Origin of the sequence: Chitinophaga sp. W3I9 (assembly GCF_050434025.1) — a bacterium.
Classification (GTDB): Bacteria; Bacteroidota; Bacteroidia; order Chitinophagales; family Chitinophagaceae; genus Chitinophaga.
This window is the reverse complement of the sequence record NZ_JBNPWC010000001.1, coordinates 1,722,633-1,745,153: the sequence shown is the minus strand read 5'-3', so window position 1 is coordinate 1,745,153 and position 22,521 is coordinate 1,722,633. Positions and strand designations below refer to the sequence as shown.

Annotated in this window: 16 protein-coding genes; 10 read left to right on the top strand and 6 right to left on the bottom strand. The window is 44.8% G+C overall.

Annotated features, from left to right (window positions below; genetic code table 11):
• Positions 1 to 60: 60 nt before the first annotated feature.
• The 8 genes from mraY (at position 61) to ftsZ (ending at position 10,973) form a co-directional block, all read left to right on the top strand.
• Complete coding sequence (mraY, locus tag QFZ51_RS07535) at positions 61 to 1,320, top strand: phospho-N-acetylmuramoyl-pentapeptide-transferase (protein ID WP_370909305.1); 1,260 nt, start codon at positions 61 to 63, stop codon at positions 1,318 to 1,320.
• A gap of 29 nt (positions 1,321 to 1,349) precedes the next feature.
• Positions 1,350 to 2,690 (top strand): UDP-N-acetylmuramoyl-L-alanine--D-glutamate ligase, encoded by a 1,341-nt coding sequence (gene murD / locus QFZ51_RS07530; protein ID WP_429044772.1) that lies wholly within the window; start codon positions 1,350 to 1,352, stop codon positions 2,688 to 2,690.
• A 64-nt stretch (positions 2,691 to 2,754) separates the two neighbouring features.
• A complete protein-coding gene (locus tag QFZ51_RS07525; RefSeq protein WP_370909303.1) occupies positions 2,755 to 3,951 on the top strand; it encodes an FtsW/RodA/SpoVE family cell cycle protein in 1,197 nt (398 codons plus the stop codon).
• A 38-nt stretch (positions 3,952 to 3,989) separates the two neighbouring features.
• Positions 3,990 to 5,081 (top strand): undecaprenyldiphospho-muramoylpentapeptide beta-N-acetylglucosaminyltransferase, encoded by a 1,092-nt coding sequence (gene murG / locus QFZ51_RS07520; RefSeq protein WP_429044771.1) that lies wholly within the window; start codon positions 3,990 to 3,992, stop codon positions 5,079 to 5,081.
• 22 nt (positions 5,082 to 5,103) lie between these two features.
• On the top strand, positions 5,104 to 6,471 hold the full coding sequence (gene murC, locus QFZ51_RS07515; RefSeq protein WP_429044769.1) for a UDP-N-acetylmuramate--L-alanine ligase: 1,368 nt from the start codon (positions 5,104 to 5,106) through the stop codon (positions 6,469 to 6,471).
• An 11-nt stretch (positions 6,472 to 6,482) separates the two neighbouring features.
• The gene (locus tag QFZ51_RS07510; protein ID WP_429044767.1) at positions 6,483 to 7,565 is read left to right on the top strand and encodes a cell division protein FtsQ/DivIB; all 1,083 of its coding nucleotides are present in this window, start codon (positions 6,483 to 6,485) and stop codon (positions 7,563 to 7,565) included.
• Entirely contained in the window at positions 7,562 to 8,965 is a 1,404-nt protein-coding gene (ftsA, locus tag QFZ51_RS07505; RefSeq protein ID WP_429044765.1) for a cell division protein FtsA, read from the top strand. Before QFZ51_RS07510 ends, ftsA begins: the two co-directional genes overlap by 4 nt.
• Positions 8,966 to 9,137: 172 nt before the next feature.
• Complete coding sequence (ftsZ, locus tag QFZ51_RS07500) at positions 9,138 to 10,973, top strand: cell division protein FtsZ (RefSeq protein ID WP_429044763.1); 1,836 nt, start codon at positions 9,138 to 9,140, stop codon at positions 10,971 to 10,973.
• A gap of 84 nt (positions 10,974 to 11,057) precedes the next feature.
• On the opposite strand, the gene QFZ51_RS07495 is transcribed toward ftsZ, so the two are convergent.
• From QFZ51_RS07495 to QFZ51_RS07480, 4 genes are all read right to left on the bottom strand, one after another.
• Positions 11,058 to 12,815, bottom strand: coding sequence for a glycoside hydrolase domain-containing protein (locus QFZ51_RS07495; protein ID WP_429044762.1), 1,758 nt, complete (start codon positions 12,813 to 12,815; stop codon positions 11,058 to 11,060).
• A 179-nt stretch (positions 12,816 to 12,994) separates the two neighbouring features.
• Positions 12,995 to 14,653 (bottom strand): KUP/HAK/KT family potassium transporter, encoded by a 1,659-nt coding sequence (locus QFZ51_RS07490; protein ID WP_429044760.1) that lies wholly within the window; start codon positions 14,651 to 14,653, stop codon positions 12,995 to 12,997.
• The gene (locus tag QFZ51_RS07485; protein ID WP_429044758.1) at positions 14,583 to 14,948 is read right to left on the bottom strand and encodes a KUP/HAK/KT family potassium transporter; all 366 of its coding nucleotides are present in this window, start codon (positions 14,946 to 14,948) and stop codon (positions 14,583 to 14,585) included. The genes QFZ51_RS07490 and QFZ51_RS07485 overlap by 71 nt, the downstream gene beginning before the upstream one ends.
• 157 nt (positions 14,949 to 15,105) lie before the next feature.
• A complete protein-coding gene (locus QFZ51_RS07480) occupies positions 15,106 to 16,656 on the bottom strand; it encodes an OmpA family protein (protein ID WP_429044756.1) in 1,551 nt (516 codons plus the stop codon).
• A gap of 315 nt (positions 16,657 to 16,971) precedes the next feature.
• On the opposite strand from QFZ51_RS07480, the gene QFZ51_RS07475 reads away from it, so the two are divergent.
• Complete coding sequence (locus QFZ51_RS07475; RefSeq protein ID WP_429044754.1) at positions 16,972 to 17,937, top strand: polyprenyl synthetase family protein; 966 nt, start codon at positions 16,972 to 16,974, stop codon at positions 17,935 to 17,937.
• Between the two features lie 63 nt (positions 17,938 to 18,000).
• Complete coding sequence (recJ, locus tag QFZ51_RS07470) at positions 18,001 to 19,713, top strand: single-stranded-DNA-specific exonuclease RecJ (protein ID WP_370909294.1); 1,713 nt, start codon at positions 18,001 to 18,003, stop codon at positions 19,711 to 19,713.
• A gap of 26 nt (positions 19,714 to 19,739) precedes the next feature.
• Here recJ and QFZ51_RS07465 read toward each other — a convergent pair whose 3' ends face one another.
• Positions 19,740 to 20,450, bottom strand: a complete 711-nt coding sequence (locus tag QFZ51_RS07465; RefSeq protein WP_429044752.1) for a prolyl oligopeptidase family serine peptidase — start codon at positions 20,448 to 20,450, stop codon at positions 19,740 to 19,742.
• Between the two features lie 225 nt (positions 20,451 to 20,675).
• On the bottom strand, positions 20,676 to 22,505 hold the full coding sequence (gene htpG, locus QFZ51_RS07460) for a molecular chaperone HtpG (RefSeq protein ID WP_429044750.1): 1,830 nt from the start codon (positions 22,503 to 22,505) through the stop codon (positions 20,676 to 20,678).
• Between the last annotated feature and the right edge of the window lie 16 nt (positions 22,506 to 22,521).

The following is a 22,521-nucleotide window of genomic DNA, read 5'->3' as shown; positions in this document are numbered from 1 at the left end:
TCCAATGACTTAAAAGCCTGTACTCCCCGGACAGCGGAGAACAGGTTACGACTAAAACATATGTTATATTATTTTTTAAATTACCTGAAAACAGAATTTAAGATCAGCGTCATCGGCGGTGGTATGTTTCAGTATATCACTTTCCGTGTAACGATGGCATTACTGCTGTCGCTGGTTATTTCTTTGCTGTTCGGTAAAAGGATTATTAAATTTCTACAGAAAAAACAAATCGGCGAAACGATCCGTGAACTGGGCCTCCAGGGAGAAAACACCAAAAAAGGAACCCCTACGATGGGCGGACTCATCATCTTATCTGCCATCGTAATTCCCACTTTACTTTTTGCACAACTGGCAAATGTATATATCTGGCTGATCCTGTTATCTACCGTATGGTTAGGAATGATCGGGTTTGTAGATGATTATATCAAAGTATTTAAAAAGAATAAAGAAGGACTGGCAGGACGTTTCAAGATCATGGGACAGGTGGGACTTGGTTTGATTGTGGGCTGTACACTTTATTTTAATACAGATGTGGTGGTATCCCGTGAGGTAATAGGCGCAAAAACACTGGCGCCTTATGAAAGACAGGTGACTAATCACCCGGAGCGTGTAACCCGCGACGGACACCGTTTTGTGGACGTTAAAACGCCGATTACCACGATTCCGTTTGTAAAAAATCATGAGTTCAACTACTCCAAACTGATCTCCTGGATTCCCGGCGCAGAAAAGTACACATTCGTACTCTATATCCTGGTGGTCATCTTTATTATTACGGCCGTATCCAACGGCGCTAATCTTACTGATGGTTTAGATGGACTGGCAACAGGCGTTTCGGGCATCATCGGGATAGGACTGGGCATCTTTGCCTATGTATCCGGTAACATCCAGTTTGCGGAATACCTGAACATTATGTACATCCCGAACCTCGGGGAGCTGTCAATTTTCATTGCAGCCTTTGTGGGCGGATGTATCGGGTTCCTCTGGTACAATGCTTATCCGGCGCAGGTTTTCATGGGCGACACCGGTAGTCTGGCGTTGGGTGGCATCATTGCTTCACTGGCCATTATAGTAAGGAAAGAATTACTGATACCTATCTTCTGTGGTGTATTCCTGGTGGAACTACTGTCGGTGATGCTACAGGTATCTTACTTCAAATACACTAAAAAGAAATATGGAGAAGGCAGGCGTATTCTGAAAATGTCGCCGTTGCATCACCATTATCAGAAGATCGGTTACCACGAAAGTAAAATATCAGTGCGCTTCTGGATTATTACCATCATGTGTGTGGTAGTAGCTATTGCAACACTGAAAATGAGATAAAACAACACTAAAACAAGAAGATAAAACGAATGGAATATAAACTCGTCATATTAGGAGCAGGAGAAAGTGGAATAGGTGCGGCTTTGCTGGGAAAACAGCAAGGGTATGATGTATTTGTATCTGATGGAGGAACAATAAAAGATAATTATAAACAGGAACTGGCGGTAAACCAGATCTCTTTTGAAGAAGGACATCATTCCTGGGATATTATACTGGATGCAAACGAAATCGTTAAAAGTCCCGGTATTCCTGAGAAATCGGAATTGATGAAAAAGGTGCGTGAAAAAGGCATACCCGTGATTTCTGAAATAGAGCTGGCCTACCGTTTCTCGACAGGTAAAAAGATCATTGCCATCACCGGCAGCAACGGCAAAAGTACCACTACGGCCCTCACCTATCACATCTTTAAAAACGCAGGTTTGGATGTGGCGATGGTAGGCAATATTGGCGTGAGCTATGCCAGGCAGGTGGCAACCGCACCAGCGGAGTATTATGTGATTGAAATCAGCAGCTTTCAGCTGGATGACATTAAGGACTTCAAACCCAATGTGGCCATCCTGTTGAACATTACGCCTGATCACCTGGATCGCTACGACTATAGCATGGAAAATTACGTAGCCTCCAAGTTCAGAATTGCCATGAACCAGACAGCTGAAGACTACTTCATCTACTGCATGGATGATCCTGAGATCATGCGACATTTAGCGCAGCAACCCATTTATTCAGCATCAATACCTTTTACCATCATGAAACCACTGAAAGAAGGCGGCTCTATTGCCAACGACCAGTTGCACATAGATGTCAACGGAGAACCGGTTATCATGTCAATGTATGACCTGTCATTAAAGGGAAAACACAATCTGTACAATTCAATGGCAGCAGCAATTGCAGGCAGGACCATGGATATAAGAAATGAGAAGATCCGCGAAAGCCTTGCGTCGTTCGAGAGCCTCGAACACCGCATGGAATATGTGACATCGGTTAGAGGCGTGGATTTTATTAACGACAGCAAAGCGACCAATGTAAACTCCGTTTGGTTTGCACTGGAAAGTTTTGACAAGCCCATTGTGCTGATCATGGGCGGCGTGGACAAAGGCAACGACTATGATGCCATCCGCGACCTCGTGAAAGAAAAGGTAAAGGCAATTATTTGTATGGGTGTGGACAACACCCCCATCTTTACTGCGTTATCAAAAGACACACCGGTGATGATCAACACTACCAGTATGCACGACGCAGTACAGGAAGCATTTAAACAGGCCGCAAAAGGAGACATCGTTTTATTGTCGCCCGCCTGCGCCAGCTTCGACCTCTTTAAAAATTATGAAGATCGTGGCAGGAAATTTAAAGAAGAAGTAAAAGCATTGTAACAGGTGTTGATAAACAGAATAAAGGGTTACATCTTAAAAAATAAATGAAAGCAAAACGCAGCTAATGATGGGATTGCTCTATAGAACAAAAGGCGATAAGGTTATCTGGACGGTAGTATTTTTTCTATCGCTGGTAAGCCTGCTTGCTGTATATAGTGCTACCGGCTCACTCGCTTACCGCGAAAGGGGCGGCCATACGGAGTATTATCTCCTGAAGCAGCTCACGGTACTGGTAATGGGATTGCTGATCATCTATTTTGCACACCGTGTGAACTATACGATTTATTCCCGCGTGGCACAAATCGGTTTCCTGGTATCCATACCATTGCTGATGTACACACTGGCCTTTGGGTCTAATATCAATGAAGCCAGCAGGTGGATCAAGCTGCCGATCATCAACCTTACCTTTCAAACATCCGATGTGGCTAAACTCGCCATATTCATGTATGTAAGCAGGCAATTATCAAGACGGCAAAACCTGATCAATGATTTCAAAAAAGGATTTCTGCCCATCATTATACCGGTAGGCATTATCTGCGCACTGATCATGCCCGCCAATATGAGTACCGCACTTTTGCTGGGTGCCAGCTGTATGCTCCTTTGCTTTATTGGCAGGGTGCCTATCCGGTTCCTGGCCTCTATGGTGGCCGCGGGAGCGGTAATGGTAGTGCTGCTTTTTGGAATCGCCAAAGTAACCGGCATGGAGATGCGTACGAAAACATGGGAAAAACGTATCGATAACTTCCTTCATGGTGATCATACAGAAACGCCCTACCAGGTGCAACAGGCCAACATTGCCATTGCAGGCGGCGGTATTTTGGGAAAAGGACCCGGCAACAGTACACAACGTAACTTCCTGCCACACGCCTATTCCGATTATATCTACGCTACTATTATAGAAGAATATGGCATGTTTGGCGCTTTCCTGATACTGGCGGCTTATATGATTTTATTACTGAGAAGTATCAGGATTTATAAAAGATGTCCATATGCTTTCGGGGCATTCCTGGCAGTAGGACTCAGTGTAACATTGGTCATACAGGCGTTAACCAATATGGCGGTAAACGTACAGCTGTTCCCGGTTACAGGGCTGCCACTGCCTTTGGTAAGTATGGGTGGTTCCTCTGTATTATTTACCAGTATGGCCATCGGTATTATATTAAGTGTATCCCGGAACGTGGAAGAGATGGAAGGTAAACAGGCAGAGAAAGAGCGATTGGAAAGAGTTATTGCGCAATCGGAAACCGCTGCAGTCGCTTAATACGTATTTATAACAATAATTGTAATCAGGAATAGAACATGCAACGCAAAGTGATCATAGCAGGCGGCGGTACGGGGGGACACATCTTCCCGGCGATAGCGATCGCGAATGCGTTGAAAAAAATAGAGCCGGACATCAACATTCTTTTTGTGGGCGCCACGGGGAAAATGGAAATGGAGAAAGTGCCGCAGGCAGGGTATCCGATCGAAGGACTTGAAATAGCTGGTTTTAACCGCAGCAATATTTTCAAAAATATCCTGCTGCCGTTTAAAATATGGAAAAGCCTGCGTCGCGCAAAGGCCATCCTGCAACGCTTTCAGCCTGATGTGGTAGTAGGTGTGGGCGGGTATGCGAGCTTCCCCATGCTGAACAGGGCACAGAAAAACGGTACGCCTACCCTGATACAGGAACAAAATTCCTTTGCGGGTAAAACGAATAAAATACTGGGCAGGAACGCGAAAAAGATCTGTGTGGCATACGATGGTATGGATAAATTTTTCCCGTCAGAAAAACTGGTGATGACCGGCAATCCTGTGAGGAACAGCATTTCCCAGTCGGCCGTAACACGGGAAGATGCCTTGCAGCATTTCGGACTGAGTACGGCAAAGCAAACGGTTTTCGCCGTGGGAGGAAGCTTGGGCGCCAAGTCAATAAACGAAGGATTACAACCACTGTTAAAAGAATTAGTGGCTAAGGATATACAGCTGATCTGGCAAACAGGGAAGCCTTATTACGAAACAGCGAAAGCTGCCGCGGCGCCATACGGATCGCATATCAAGGTATACGATTTCATCAACGTAATGGACTTTGCCTATAAAGCGGCTGATGTAGTGTTATCAAGGGCCGGCGCACTGGCGATTGCTGAATTATGTGTAGTGAAAAAGCCGGTAATATTTGTGCCCTACCCGTTCGCGGCAGAAGATCATCAAACGTCCAACGCCATGAACCTGGTAAACAAACAGGCGGGCCTGATCATTAAAGACGACCAGGTGCCATCACAACTGGGCAACGTGCTGTTCAGCCTTTTGCAAAATAAAGCGCTGATGGAACAACTGGAAAGCAATATCGGCAAGCTGGGAAATCCGCACGCGGATGTGACAATTGCGAACCAGGTTTTAGGAATCATTTAGAAGAGATTTTTTAGAAGAGTATATGGATTTGAACAACATACAAAGGGTTTATTTCATCGGTATCGGTGGTATTGGCATGAGCGCCATTGCACGCTTTTTCAATGAGAAAGGGGTGCAGGTAAGCGGTTATGACCGTACCTCCACAGCGCTCACAAAGCAGCTGGAAGCAGAAGGTATGCAAATCCATTATACAGACGATATTAACTTAATCGACAAAACCGCTAACCTGGTCGTATATACGCCGGCGATTCCAGCTACTCATACGGAGTTGCAATGGCTGCGCGATAATGGTTATGAAGTAGTAAAGCGCAGTGATGTGCTGCAGGAAATTACCCGTTCCCTGTTTGCTATCACCGTGGCAGGTACGCATGGCAAAACCACGGTATCTACCATGATCGCCCACCTGCTTACCGACAGCGGTTATGGCTGTAACGCTTTCCTGGGTGGCATCAGCGTGAACTATAATAAAAATTTCTGGAGCAGCGATAAGGCGGTCGCAGTAATTGAAGCAGACGAATATGACCGTTCTTTCCTGAAATTAAGTCCGGATATCGCGGTGTTAACTGCCATGGATGCAGATCACCTGGATATTTACGGCACTCCGGAGGCAATGGAAGATGCTTTTATCCAGTATACGCACAATATTAAGCCCAATGGCACGCTGATTGCTAGGTTCGGCCTGCATCGCAACAAGGAGCTCAATGCAACAAACAAGTTGTTGTACAGTTTACAAAACGATGCTGCCAACGCTTACGCCTCCAACATCCGCATGATCAATGGCGGATATGAGTTTGATGTAATGCATCAGGACTGGATGATCGATAACATTTCCATGCACATTGGTGGTATGCACAACGTGGAGAATGCAGTAGCAGCTATTACAGTAGCACACCTGCTGGGAATAGATGCGGCTAAAATCCGTGCAGCCATTGGTAATTTCAAAGGGATCAGGCGGAGATTTGAATATGTGGTAAAAACAGATCAGCAGGTATATATCGATGATTATGCACACCATCCGGAAGAATTGCGTGCATTGATCACCAGTGCAAAGGCATTGTTTCCAGGTAAAAAATGCACCGTTATTTTTCAGCCGCACTTATTTACCCGCACCCGTGACCTCGCGGATGGCTTTGCAGAAAGCCTTTCCCTGGCAGACGAGGTGATATTACTTCCGATCTACCCGGCGCGTGAGCTGCCGATAGCCGGTGTTACCAGCGAAATGATTGCAGATAAAATAACAGTACCTGTAAAGATTTTACCGAAAGAAGCAGTAGCGGAATACCTGGACAAACAGGACGTGCCATTACTGATTACCGCCGGAGCGGGAGATATAGACCAGTTAAAAGAACCATTGGCTCATCTTCTTAAAAATAAAACAACACAACATTAAAAATAAAAAGCTTGTCTAAAACTACCACAATATTAAAACGACTGGGTGTCGCCGTTCTCTGGGGAATGGTGCTCACAGGCTTTACAGTATTGCTGGTGGCGGCTATACAGGACAAGGATGCCGGTAAATGTAAAAGTATACAGGTAAAATTTGAGGGGAAAGATGATAACTTTTTTATCGAATCAAAGGATATCAAATCTTTGATCACGAAAGATAAAAATCTGAACCCGGTCGGTAAAAGTATTGCCGATATCAATATCGCTCAGCTGGAATCCATTGTAGACCAGGATCCCTGGGTAAAAAATGCGGAGATCTATTTTGACAACGGTCAGCAGCTGAATATCAAAGTAACACAACGCGAACCGGTAGCAAGGGTATTTACTTTCTCAGGGAACAGCTTTTACCTGGATGGCGCCGGCGAACATATACCGGTATCCAGTCGTTACGCAGCCAGGGTGCCCGTATTCACAGGGTTTCCCACGGATGCAGAAAAGCTGCAGCAACCCGACAGCCTGTTGGCAGCGCAGATAGTAGATATGGGTACATACATTGGTAAGGATCCTTTCTGGATGGCTCAGGTAGAGCAACTCATGATCACGGGCGACCGCAGGTTTGAGTTCATACCGAAACTGGGAGACCAGGTGATTGCATTCGGAGAAGGTATAGACATAGAAAAAAAATTCACCAAACTGCTGGCTTTTTATAAGGAAGGATTGAATAAAGTAGGCTGGAATAATTATACACGCATCAACATCGCATTTGAAAACGAAGTGGTGTGTACCCGTAAGGATGGCGTTGTTCCATTGCAACCAGTGATCAAAACGGATAGTTTGAAACTGGCCGATGCAGATGAACCGCCGATAGCGGACAGCGAAGATTCAACGACGGTAGCACCGGTAGTAGCAAAACCGGTACATTCCGAACCTGCCAAACCGGTAACTAAACCGGCACATGCAGCGAAAGAAAAGGCTAAACCGCAGAAAGCAAAGGTGAAGAAAGAAAAAGCAGCTGCGCCGGCCAAACAACAACCTAAAGCAGTGTATAAGCCAGGGAATAAATCTGTTAACACATCAAAAAAACAAAAAACGCCATGAATCAGGAAGCTCCCATCATTGTAGGACTCGATATAGGTACTACGAAGATTGCTGCCATTGCAGGACGGAAGAATGAATACGGGAAACTGGAAATCCTGGGATTCGGTAAAGCTACATCGTTTGGTGTACAGCACGGTATGGTGCTGAACATTGACCAAACCATTAAAGCTATCAGGCAAGCACTCGAGAATTGTTATGCATCCAACCCTAACCTGGAAATTAACGAGGTATATGTTGGTATAGCCGGTCACCATATAAAAAGTTTGCAAACCCGTGGAGATATTGTACGCAATGACACTGATGCGGAAATATCCCAGAAAGACATCGACCAGCTGATCAACGATCAGTACAAAACAGTTATTCCCGCGAGCGATCAGATCATCGATGTGATTCCGCAGCAATATATAGTGGACAGCCTGCAGAACATCACTTACCCTATCGGTATGTCCGGGGTAAAGGTGGGTGCAAACTTCCATATTATTACCGGCGACAAAAACGCCATCCGTAACATTAACCGCAGCGTGGAGAAATCCGGTCTCAAAATCCGCGACCTGGTGCTTCAGCCACTGGCTTCTGCTGCAGCGGTAATGTGCGACATGGATTTTGAAGCAGGTGTAGCCATTGTGGATATTGGTGGTGGTACCACCGACCTGGCAGTATTTTATGAAGGTATATTGAAACATACCGCCGTTATTCCGTACGGTGGTGAAAACATTACCAACGACATCAAGAACGGCCTGGGTGTATTAAAAACACAGGCAGAACAGATGAAAGTACAGTTCGGTTATGCCCTGGCAGATGAAGCCAAAACAAATGCCTATATCACGATCCCCGGATTAAGAGGTCAAAGCCCCAAAGAGATCTCCGTGAAGAACCTGGCACACATCATCCAGGCACGTATGAGTGAAATACTCGATTTCGTGGTATATCATCTCAAGCAGATCGGTATGGATAATAAAATGTTGAATGGCGGCATCATTCTTACTGGTGGCGGTTCTCAGCTGAAACACCTCATACAGCTGACAGAATACACCACCGGTGCAAGCGCCCGTATAGGATTCCCCAACGAGCACCTCGCAAGCGGCCACATAGATGAATTAACAAAACCTATGTATGCTACCTGCGTGGGCCTGATCCTGAAAGGCTACAACGATTTTGAAAACGATCGAAAAGCACTCGAAGAAAATTATGTAAAAATTAATACCAGCTATCTGGCCAAAGAACAAGCTGCTCAATCGGTAGCTTCAGCCGAAGACTGGATAGAAGAAGAAACCCCCAGCAGTCAGGAAATACAGGACCGGAAAGCAAAAGAAAGAAACGCCTCATTGAAAAACTTCCTGGACAAAATGAAAACAAAAATCATTGATATGTTCACCGAAGAAGAAGATGCAAAACTTTAAAAGTTTAATGGCGCAATTGTTGCAAAAAGCAAACGTTTAATATAATAAGAATTAAGAACGATAATTAATAATGACAGGACAAATGAACCATAGTAACATACAAGCATACACGCACTTAATTCTTAATAGTTCATTATTAATTATTCGTACTAACCCATAAAAGTATAGAGTCATGATACATTTTGATCTTCCTAAGGAAAAATCTTCCATCATCAAAGTCATCGGTATCGGTGGCGGTGGAAGTAATGCGGTGAATCATATGTATAGCCAGCGCATTGAGGGGGTAAATTTCATTATTTGCAATACCGATGCACAAGCTATTGCTAATAGCCCGGTTCCCAATAAAATACAGTTGGGCCCGCACCTGACACAGGGACTTGGCGCCGGTGCAAATCCTGAAATCGGGAAACAGGCGACGGAAGAATCCTTTGAAGAAATCAAAAAAATACTGGAGGTAAATACCAAAATGGCCTTCATTACCGCCGGTATGGGCGGTGGCACCGGAACCGGTGGCGCTCCTATCATCGCACGGATATGTAAGGAACTTGGTATTCTGACCGTTGGTATTGTTACCACTCCCTTTTCTTACGAAGGAAAGAAGAGAATGCTGCAGGCTGATGAAGGCGTTAACCGCCTGAAAGAGTATGTAGATACCCTGCTGATTATCTCCAATGATAAATTACGTCAGAAATTCGGCGACCTGAAGTTCAAGGCTGCTTTCGAAAAAGCAGATAACGTGCTGGCTACTGCCGCCAAATGTATTACCGATGTAATCAACTCTACCGGTCAGATCAACGTGGATTTTGCCGACGTTTGTACCGTTATGCGTAACGGTGGCGTAGCGATCCTCGGTGCAGCACTGGCAGAAGGCGAAAACCGTGCACAAAGGGCTATCGAAGATGCATTAACTTCTCCGCTGCTGAACGACAACGATATACGCGGTGCTAAATGGATCCTCATCAATATCTCTTCTTCTGAAGGTGAATTTGAACACACCCTCGATGAAATGGATATTATCCAGGCATATGTACAAAGCCAGGCGGGTGAAGATTGCGATGTGATCCTCGGTGTTGGCTACGATCAAACACTCGACAGGCAACTGGGCGTAACCATCATTGCTACCGGTTTTGAACAAAAACCCATTACACAGCAGAAAATCACACCCTCCAACCCGGAGCGCGTAGAACCTAAAATTGTAATGCAGTTAGGTAAAGATGGTGACGAAAAAAAGATGAGCGTACAACAGGCACAGGGCACCTTATTCCAGGAGCCGCAAGACCTGATGGCGCCACGCCTGATGGAGCCGGTAGTAAGTCATCCTGAGCCTGTAATGGCTTATACGCCACCGCAGCCACAACAACAGGCGCCTATTGCTCCTGCACGTCAAAACTATGTGCTGAACATACAACAGGTACCACCTGCACAGCCACAACAGCCAGACCCGCAGCAGATACAACAACAAATGCAACAGGCGCAACAGCAACAGATGCAGCAAATGCAGCAACAGCCTGTTCAACAACAGCCTGTTCAGCAAGTGCCACCTGCACATACACAACAGCCTGGTGTAAATATCATTCAACCGCAAACAGGTAATGCGGCCGGAGGATATTTAAACAGACCTGCACATATTTACGTGGAACCAGGCGCTCCTGCTCCCGAAATGAAAATGGTATTTAAAGAGGAAGAAGAAAGTGCGGTAAACGTACCTCCTGCTCCTCCGGAAGTGCCTATGCAACAGGCTTACGAAGACCTGGAAGAACAGAAACGCAAACAAGCGGAAAGAGTGGCCAAATTACGCAGCATCAGTTTCAATGTGAAAAACATGGACAACAACGCGGAACTGGAAAACGTACCTGCTTACCTGCGCAGAAATGTGAACCTGGATAATGGTGCTGGCTCTGCTGAACACCTCTACTCCAACTATACGGTGAGTGGTGATCAGGGCCCTAATAATCATACGGAAATCAATACGATCAATACCTTTTTAGATGGGAAAAAGCCCGATTGATGAACACATTTGATTGTTTTTTAGTTGTGTTAAAAAAAGTCCTCCGGTTCCCCGGAGGACTTTTTTTATAATACTTTTATTCAATTAAAGTTCGTTCAACCCTTGCTTGGCTGTATTCAGTATTTGAGCTGCCGGTGTGGTTTTCAGCGTTTCTTCCTCGAAAGGCTTTACTAAATTATCCAGCTTACTCAAACCTGCCGCGTTGCCGCTTTTTGTAAATGCTTCGCGCAATATTCTAATCTTTTCATAGTCCTGTATACCTTCTATCAGTCTTTCATAACGGATAGAAGACCTTGGTCCCGGATATACGAAATAGGTATCTCCTGCAGCCCATGAGCGGAAACGGGAATCATGCAGCGGATCTGCAACCCAGCAGTTGAAAGCCCAGCGCAAATACCCGTTATATCCTTTGTTTGCAGCATGCCAGCCCATAAAAGCTGCTTCTGCAGGTGGGGAAAAAGTAAAAGTATTGGGGAATCCTTCTGTACAACAGGTGTAAAAAGTAGTGGGCAATCCCTTCTCTAAGCGGGTTTTCATGATGTTGGCAGGAAAAGATTCTTTCAGTGCGATACAGTAATCATGTATTTCATTGGCCAATGGTTCATGATAGCTACCCGCCAGTGATAATTTGAAGTCGCTGCTCGCACCACGGATCACTTTCAGTGTTTGCAGCATGTCTTCCATAGGCCGCTCATCCATAGCGATAGCCGTAATATCAAACCAGCCCTTTGCCTTCAGGTGCTTTACAAAATCAGTCAGCATAGGCTGCCAGTGTTTTGTATATTCCGCAGAGCCAGGCTTCGCTACAATAAAAGTATCCTTTGCAGCTGCCTCATCATAATAATAGAACTTCAGGTTCCAGGGGATCATGCTGTAGCAGTTGATTTCCTTCCGGATGCCCTGGTCCATCATAAACTGCACCCATTTATCAAAGATGCTGTAGTCGTATGTCCAGCTGCCATTTTTCTTCTTTGTCCATTTTACCATTGTGCCATAAATGTCCTGTGTCTGGCTATTCCAGGGATCATAAATAATGGTGGTAGTGATCACTTTCTGACCTGCATTTGCCAGCATTTTCATGTAAGGTTTCATAGCTTCGAAGTGTGCATTACTCCAGGGCTTTACGCCATATACGCGTGCTATTGCATAAGGGCTCTGCCACAAATCAAGATGAAATTGCCAGTCTTTCGGAGCAGGCAGGGTATGTTCCAGCACGGTTACTGCAAAAGGCATATCCACTGTTGTGGCGCCTGATTTTACACTTACCGAGCCTTTATATATGCCGGCTGGTGTGTTTGCCGGCACCTGAACGCTTAGCCATACCGGCTGTGTAGTACTGGCGGCAATAGTGCTTTTATTGATGATATCAATGCCATCTGCCACGAGCGAGGAGTCGTAATCCTTCGGGTTGCGGTGCCCGCAGCCGCCGCCGTCTTTATTCAAACCATCTGTGAGTACATATCTAACAAAACCGGTAGTGACTGCCGAAGCCGCAATTTTATTGCCTTTGCTGTCCTGCAGTACAGATGCCCGGAGGCTTACTTCGGGCTGCACAGTGGCAGACCAGATCACCAACTGGGTATGGACCCTTTCGCCTTTCCATGCTTTCGTTTCCCAGGTTGGCGTTAATCTGCTGTTATCGGGTGCATTTCTTTTTTCATAACGGGTATCTGCAGTACCGAATGCAACGTGAAGCCTGGTGTCATTAACAGCCGCCCAGGACGCTTTATTAACGGGTTTGGGATCGGGCAGGTCCCTGTAGCCAGCGGCGGGAGATATTTGCGCCCATACGTTTTGTTGCAGTGCCAGCATTACCAGCACGCCAAAAAATTTGTTCACCATACTAAAATTTAGCGTTTTCAGATATTCGGATAACGTGATTTGTTCACTGATCACCGTCATCCGGAAACCTCAATATCTATAAAAAAAGTGGATTTTTCCCTTTAAAGAGGACGATCGGTTATATAAAACAGAAAAGCCGGATCATAATAAGATCCGGCTTTTCTTGTTAAAGATTTATATTAATGTACGATCCGCTTCAGCTGCAGATTGGTGACCGGCGCTACCACCAATGGGTATTTCTCGATGGTCACATAGCTGGAATCCAGTCCAAAGCCCCTTTCTTCTGACAAACTGATCTTTTTCAGGAAGAAATACATCTTCATCACCATTCTTTCATACAAAGGCAGGTCGTTGTCGTGCGACAGGAATTTCTCCATAACAATAAACTGGAAGTCACCCACCACATTATTCTTACTCAGTGATTCATAGCGGCTGGTGATATTTACTTCCTTGTTACGAACCATATCTTCCACCACCATTCTGAACATCAGGTTAATACGTTGTTCCACTTTGAAGCCCAGGCGAAACTCTACGCGTATCACTTCGTTTGGAATAATTGTTTGTACAGAGTATTCACTCAGGTAAGGTTCGTCTACCACATCCACGTGTACAAACCAGTATATATCCGCCCGTTTGGGTTTTTTATTGAGAATTGAATAGATGATCTTATGTTCTATTTCTTTCGGATTATCGGCACTGCTCATATACACCAGGTGGGTAGCGTATTTTGGAATGGAGGTATCATTGCTCAGTTCCTGGATGATAGGCAGATAATCTTCCAGTCGCACAAATTCCACGTAACGGTTCTTGATCTTACGCGATTTGAACCATACAATCATCACGAGGAAGAGTGCGCCGGCTACAATAACCGTTACATAACCTCCGTGCATGAATTTAATCACATTGGCGAAGAGGAATGAAAATTCTATGGTGAAATAAACGATGAGATATAGCAATATCCAACCTACCCATACCCGCTTTGTATAAAGGTAAAAAGCGAAGAGGCAGGAGGTCATGAGCATACAGATAGTGATGGAGAGGCCATAAGCCGCCTCCATATTCGACGATTCCCGGAAGATCAGCACAATGGAAACGCAACCTACAAACAGCATGGTATTGATACCGGGAATGTAGAGCTGTCCTCTTTCTTCTGTAGGATAGTTTACCCGCATTTTGGGCCACAGGTTAAGCCGCATGGCTTCTGCAATAAGGGTAAAAGAACCTGATATGAGTGCCTGACTGGCAATTACCGAAGCCAGTGTGGCAATTAATACCCCGAAAATGATGAACCATTCCGGCATAATGGTGAAGAATGGGTTCTGATCTTTTGGCAGGATCTGACCTTTTTGCGTGAGCAGCCAGGCACCTTGACCGAGATAGTTCAGGATAAGACATGTTTTAACGAAGATCCAGGATACCCGGATATTGCCTTTACCGCAGTGACCGAGATCAGAATAAAGGGCCTCCGCTCCGGTGGTACAAAGGAATACAGCTCCCAGGATCAGGAATCCCCGGGGATAAGTAGTTAAGAGTTCAATGGCATAATGGGGACTAAATGCTTTTAAAATGCTTAAATCATCTGCTACATGCGAAATACCAAGGATTCCCAGCATCGAAAACCACAATACCATGATGGGGCCAAACATCCGGCCAATGGAAACGGTACCGAACTGTTGCATAACAAAGAGTCCTGTAATAATGGTCAGCACTATTTTGACGATGGTCAACTGGCCCAGGTCTTTAAAGACTTCCAGTGTCCGGAGACCTTCAATGGCGGCAGTAACAGTGATGGGTGGGGTGATGATACCATCTGCGAGCAGAGCGGCGCCGCCAATCATACCAAAAAATCACGGTCCATCTGGCGTGGCGTCTTACGAGTGCATAGAGTGAAAAGATTCCGCCTTCCCCCTTATTATCTGCCCGGAGGGTGAGGATAACGTATTTAACGGTAGTTTGAAGGGTTAGTGTCCAGATGACACAGGAAATACCTCCAATTACCAGCAGATCGCTGATGGGGTTCCCTCCTACGATGGCTTTGAAAACATAGAGTGGAGATGTTCCAATATCGCCGTAGATAATACCGAGCGCTACTACCAGGCCTGCCAGGGATACCCTGTTGATGTTAATTCCCACGTAATAATAAGTTTATTAAAAAAGCCTCCAAAATTAGGGGTAATAATTGACACTTCAACAATATTTCGTACAGGAGTGTTTGCTTCAAAAAAAAGTCCTCTCCCGAATGAACGGGAGAGGACTTTTTTTAAGTTATCATCTTAATGAGTGATACCGATTAGTTAGCAGGAGCTAAGTCAACAGTGCCAGACTCACCAGGAGTGTTTTGTTTGATGAAACGACCGCGGTCGATACCTTGTTTGTCAGCCAGGTAGTCGATTACTGAGTCAACACGACGGCTGCTCAGGTCAACACCACCTTTCTTACCTTTAGCACCTGCGTGACCGGTAACCAGTACGTTGCAGGAAGGGTTAGATTTCAGGGAAGCTGCAACAGAAGCCAGGATAGCTTCCTGATCGTTACCTATTTTGGTAGAGCTGCCTTTGAAAGAAACGCTAGGCAGAACCAGGCTTGCGCAAGGCGCAACTGGAGGATTCTTGCAGCATTCTGGATCTGGGCATTTACCAACACCATCAGCATCAACTGGCTGGCAGTAAGTAGGAGTGATCAGTTGTTTGTCTTTGTAATCAGGAACACCGTCACCGTCAGTATCTTTAGCAACACCGTGAACATCCACTGGTGCACCTGCTGGGGTGTTAGGTTCGCGATCGAACTGGTCAGTTACGCCATCGCCATCAGCATCAGGTAGAACCGGAGTTGGAAGTTTCATGTGACGTGGGTTGCTCAGCTCGCTGTAAGCATATTCCAGTGGGTTGATCCACCATAATGGCTGTACACGTTTAGCTGGGTTACCCAGGTTGAAGTTCAGACGTACGCTTGTGTAAGAGTAGAAATCTTTAGAAGCACCGCCTGGTCCAGCATAGCCGTCCATGTATGCATCGAAAGGCATAGTTACTTTTTCTTCAATACCGATGTTGAAACGTTTAGAAACTTTAAACGCAACGCCAGTACCTACATCCAGTGCATGACGGAGTAACTGGTTGTCGTCGTTACGGCCGATGGAAATACGGTTACCCTGAGAAGGAGCATTTTGCTCGTATTTATCATCTCTCAGATCTTTGATCTGTTTTCTGATATCACTGCGTTTTGCATTGAAATTAATACCGGAATAGTTATAGCCATTTCCGCTTGCATCTAATGCATCAACGTCAACGTCAGCCATTACGATAGAGTAACCAGCCAGTAAATACCAGTTAACCTTAGGTTCAGCTCTGTAGAACAGGATGTTGCTTAAAGAAGCAATCACATCCAAAGACAGCTGATGGTTTTGAGACTTGTAGTTAGGAACAATCATGCCGCCGTTTAAAGCTGCAGTTCTTCCCCATGGATTGATACCACCTGCAGCCTGAGTAGGACGCAGTTTGTAGTCCTGACCCTTATCGATGGAACCGATGTACTCAGCTCTCAGGGAGAAAGTATGTCCCAGTGCTTTTCTCAGGGAAACACCGCCACCAAAACCTGGTTGAGGAGGAACGGTTCCGCTGATCAGGTGTAAACCACCACTAAAACCCAGTTCCCACATATCTCTCGGTTTAGCCGGGAAATTTGATTGGTGGTTCGTGAAGTTATTTTGTTGTACCATACGCTTGCTAGACACTTTGGAGCTATCCAGAGCATCGTAGCCGGTTGGTTGAACCTGTGCAAAACTAGTAGATGCTGATAGTAAACCCACAGCGCCTGCCAGTAATAAGTACTTTTTGCTTGCCATAATTGTTTTTTTTTATTAAAAACTGTTAAAAATTTACTAATAACCCGTTTTTTACCTAGCAAAGGTAAATATCATAAATGAATATACAAATTTTTCTTGCAATATTATTTTCATTGATAAGTCCTTCAAAATTAGAGCTTAAATGAAAGTATTTATATACCTTAATTCCAGTTAAGTTAAAGATCTGTATAACTCGTGTTAAAGGATTCCTTAACTCGTGTTAAAGGAATGTTATACTCCTTATACAAATTAAAGGCCAAAATGTTAAAATGTGATTTATAAAAGTTAGCTTAGCAATCCTTTTTTATTTAATACATGGACGATATTAAACACCTGATAGGTAAAGAATTACAGGATTTTGAAAGTAAGTTCGCAGATTCAGTAAAAAGTCATGTGCCGTTACTGGACCGGATCATGCATTATATTGTAAAGCGAAAAGGGAAGCAGATCAGGCCCATGTTTGTTTTATTATCCGCCAAACTTTTCAGTGACAATATCCAGGAAAGCACTTATCGGGCCGCCGCCCTGGTGGAACTGCTGCATACCGCCACCCTGGTACATGACGATGTGGTAGATGATGCCAACGAACGCCGTGGCCTGTTTTCCATTAATGCCCTCTGGAAAAATAAAATAGCGGTACTGGTAGGCGACTACCTCCTTTCAAAAGGACTACTGCTGTCTCTTAACAATAATGATTTCCGAACTTTACAGATATTATCAGAAGCTGTTAAAGAAATGAGTGAGGGAGAACTGCTGCAGATCGAAAAAACCCGCAAACTGAATATCAAGGAAGATATTTATTTTGAAATTATCCGCCGCAAAACCGCTTCATTACTGGCTTCCGCCTGCGCTGCCGGCGCATGGAGCAGCAGCAACGATGACCATACCACCGAACAAATGCGCCTTTTCGGCGAAAAAGTAGGCATCGCCTTCCAGATTAAAGATGATCTCTTCGACTATGGCTCCGCCAAAATCGGTAAACCTACCGGCATCGACATCCGGGAGAAAAAAATGACCCTTCCGCTTATCTATACCCTGGAACATGCTTCCACTGAAACACGCAGGAGGATTATTAATATCGTCAAAAATCATAATACAGAAAAAGACCGGGTAGAAGAAGTTATCCGGCTGGTAAAAGCATCCGGTGGCATTGACTACACCAGGAAAAAAATGTTTGAATACCGGGATGAAGCCCTTACCATCCTGAATAAATTCCCTGAAAACGCTGTCAGAAACGGATTAGAATCCCTCGTACGATTTACAACTGACAGAACATTTTAGTAAGAATAAAAAATAATGTAATATGCGGAAGAAGCGAGAAGCTTAAGCCTTTAAAATATAATAATGCAAAAACGCTGGACAGTAAAGGCATATCAACCAAACCAGGAACAGTTACTACAGTCATCATTACGCATACATCCGTTGTTATGCCGGTTACTGGTACAACGCAATGTGACCAACTATGAGGCTGCCCGGCAATTTTTTCGACCTACACTGGAAGATCTGCACGATCCCTGGAAAATGAAAGACATGGACAAAGCCATTTCCAGGATTGAACTGGCTTTTTTCCAGCACGAAAAAATACTGATCTACGGGGATTACGATGTAGACGGCACTACCGCTGTTGCTACCGTGTACGCCTTTCTGCAAAAACTCTACAGCAATATTGAATTTTACATTCCCCACCGCTACCGCGAAGGATATGGTATTTCCATACAGGGAATCGAATACGCCAGGGATAATGATTTTAGCCTGATCATCGCGCTCGATTGCGGCATTAAATCAATCGAACATATCACTACTGCAAAGGAATGGGGTATCGACTTTATTATCTGTGATCATCATTTGCCGGATGCAATACTGCCGCCTGCCGTGGCGATCCTGAATCCGAAACAGCACGATTGTCCCTATCCTTATAAAGAACTGAGCGGATGCGGGATCGGATACAAACTGATCTGCGCCTTCGCACAAAAAAGAGGCCTCCCCCAGTCGGAAGCCAATAAATTCCTGGACCTGGTGGCTACCAGCATTGCAGCCGACATCGTTCCGATGACCGGTGAAAACAGGATACTGGCTTTTCATGGTCTTATAAAAGTAAATGAAGATCCTTTACCTGGTATCAAAGCACTGATTACACTCAGCGCGCTGAAAGAAAAACTGACCATTGCCAACCTCGTATTTGTAATTGCCCCACGGGTAAACGCCGCCGGCAGAATGGACGATGCCCGCAAAGCAGTGAACCTCTTCATCGAAAACGACGTGGAAAAGGCTGCTGCCATCGCAGCTGTACTGCACGCCGATAACTTCGACAGAAAAGAAATAGACAGCACCATTACCCAGGAAGCAATCGTTCTGTTACAAAATGATGTGGATATTGCACGCAGAAAATCAACCGTGCTTTACCAGGCCCACTGGCATAAAGGAGTGGTAGGCATTGTGGCTTCCCGTCTGATCGATAAATATTATTATCGCCCTACTATCATCCTCACCCAGTCGAATGATAAAGTAGCCGGCTCCGCCCGTTCTGTGATGGGGTTCAATGTATATGAAGCCATCCACCAGTGTAAAGATCTTCTCGAAAATTATGGAGGACATTTTTATGCGGCAGGGATGACCATGAAAACAGAAAATGTAAAAGCTTTCCAGGAACGCTTTGAAGAAGTGGTAGCCCGGACCATCCACCCGGATCAGCTGGTACCGGAAATAGTGATAGATACCGAAATCCATTTCACGGAAATCACTGCTGCATTTTATAATATTCTCCGGCAGTTTGAACCACTGGGACCAGATAACCTACGCCCTGTTTTTCTTGCCAGAAACCTTGTTGACAACGGCTACTCGAAGATTGTAAAAGATGACCATATTAAATTCTCCGTCAAACAGGGGAGATATGGTCCCACTATGTCCGGAATTGGCTTTTATATGGCGGAGAAATTTCCGTTGATGGCAGATAAAAAGCCTTTCGATATGGCATTTACACTGGATGAAAATGAATGGAACGGACAAACGTCGCTCCAGCTGAAAGTAATTGATATCAGGACTGCAGCTATCCAGTAGCTTTTATAAAAGAGAGATGAAGGCAGTTACAAGTGTTGCTTCAGCAGCCAGGTATAAACATCCTGGTTGGCGTAAGCCCTTGTCCAGGCATCATGGCCGCCGTTTGGATATTCCGTATACTGCACATTATTACCCAACGCTCTTAATGCCTTTACCAGGACACGTGAATTCTCCACATTTACAGTAGGATCGTCTGCTGAATGGAAAACCCATATAGGCATGGTTTTCAGATTTTTCATACGGTTTATATCACCTCCCCCGCTGATAGGAACAATGGCGGCAAATTTTTCGGGGTGTGCAGAACTCCAGTCCCAGGTTCCGTAGCCGCCCATGCTCAATCCGGTCAGATACACCCTTTTGGGATCCACATGATATTTGCTGATCACTTCTTTGTATAATATATCAAGGTACTGTGGATTCCACCATCCGCTCAGGCATTGTGGTGCAATTATCACAAATGGCTTTCCTGCTGACACTTTTACCAATCCAACATTCCTTATCATATCAATATTATTCCCCATTTCCCCTACCCCATGAAGAAATATCACGATCGGCCATTTGTAATCTTTCTTCTCGTTATATCCATCAGGGATATAAAGCAGGTAGCTACTGATGTTGCCTCCTTTGGTGTCTATTTTTTTCGCAGTGATGCCTGTTTGCTGTGGAGGAAAAGTATCGCCTGGCGGCGGCGTTACCGGTATAGTATCCCCCGGCCGATTAGTTACCGGATTAGTCATTTCTGTTTTTGAACAGGAAAAAAATGCGAGCGCACTCAGCACAAAGACATGGCACAAAATTTTAATTGCTCTTTTTTTCATATAACTAGTACAAACTAAAGTCCCCCGGCCTATGGCCGGGGGACAGCTTTACAATATTTTTCGTTTCAGTTTTTCTATTGCAACAACTGCAAATAAAAGACCAAAAGAGCAAACACCGTTATTTTTTTTATTGTGCCCGTCTTATTATTTTTTCTCGCCCATCAATTCCACACTTCTATTCACAAATGCTGTAAGATCTGCACCTGTCAACAGGTTCTGGGACAACAGCGCCAGGTCTGCCAGGTTCTTTATCTGCTTCTGTTGCAATGCGTTGTCTCCTTCCTTAAGAATTTGTGTGTATACCGGGTGGTTGGCGTTGATGGTCATATTTATTTCATCAGGCATACTCGCATACCAGCTCATTCCGCCGCCGCCCATGGCTGCCATATCTTTCATACGACGCATCAGCTCCGGACGGGTTACAATTACCGGTTGCGCTTCTGCGCTGAGCCCTTTCATTTCTACTTTGATATTGGGTTGCGTTACCTGGGAGCCAAACAACTCTTTCAAAGCACCCTCCTGTTCTTCAGATAATACGGTAGTGGTATTTTCTTCTTTATCAATCAGGTTATCGGCAATATCTGCATCCACACGGGTAAAGGAAACGTTATCCCATTTGATCTCCATGTTGTTGATGAATGCAGCATCCACCATTGTTTCCATCTTTACTACCAGGAAACCTTTATTTTTGGCGGCCTGCACATAGCTGTCCTGCTGCACAGGGTTGGTAGCATATAATACCACCAGTTTCTGTTCCTTGTTGGTTTGCAGGGCTGCTGCGGCAGTACGGTATTCTTCCTGTGTATAGAATTTACCGCCTTCCACATCTTCCATTATCAGGAACTTATTGGCTTTTTCCATGAACTTGTCGTCGGTCATCATACCATACTTCACAAACAGTCCGATAGAATCCCATTTATCCTCAAAGGAAGCGCGGTCGTTACGGAATATTTCATCCAGTTTGTCCGCAACTTTTTTGGTGATGTGAGCATTGATCTTTTTTACGTTAGGATCACCCTGCAGATAGCTGCGGCTCACGTTCAGCGGAATATCCGGGCTATCGATCACACCATGCAGCAACATCAGGAATTCCGGAACAATATCCTTCACTTCGTCTGTTACATATACCTGGTTGGAATACAGATTGATCTTGTCTTTCTGCATCTCATAGCTCTTGTTAATTTTCGGGAAATACAGGATACCGGTGAGATTAAAAGGATAGTCTACGTTCAGATGAATCCAGAACAAAGGAGGTTCTGCATATGGATATAATTCTTTGTAGAAATTCTGATAATCTTCAGTGGTCAACTCGCTTGGTTTCTTTGTCCAGGCAGGAGTGGTGTTATTAATCTGCGTGCCTTCAAAAGTTACCGGAACAGGCAGGAATTTACAGAACTTTTCGAGGATAGTGCGGATGCGTCCATCTTCCAGGAATTCTTCGCTTTCCTCGTTGATGTGCATTACAATTTCAGTTCCCCTGTCGGCCTTGCTGATTTCTTCCAGTTCATACTCAGGGCTTCCGTCGCATTCCCAACGTACAGCGGGAGCTTCCTCTTTCCAGGATTTTGAAAAGATTTCCACCTGGCTGCTTACCATAAAGGAAGAATAAAAGCCGAGGCCAAAATGACCAATGATATTGGTACCATTTTCCTGTCCTTTATATTTTTTCAGAAACTCTTCTGCACCGGAAAAGGCGACCTGGTTAATATATTTATCCACTTCTTCTGCAGTCATACCGATCCCATGATCTGCAATGGTGATGGTTTTCTTTTCCTTATCTACTCTTACATCAATAGCAATGTCTCCCAGTTCTCCTTTAAATTCTCCCACACTGGCCAGGGTTTTCAATTTCTGGGTTGCATCCACGGCATTACTTACCAGTTCGCGGATAAAAATTTCATGATCTGAATACAGGAACTTCTTGATAATTGGAAATATGTTCTCTGTCTGAACACGTATTGCACCTTTTTGCATTGATATCTGATTTTTT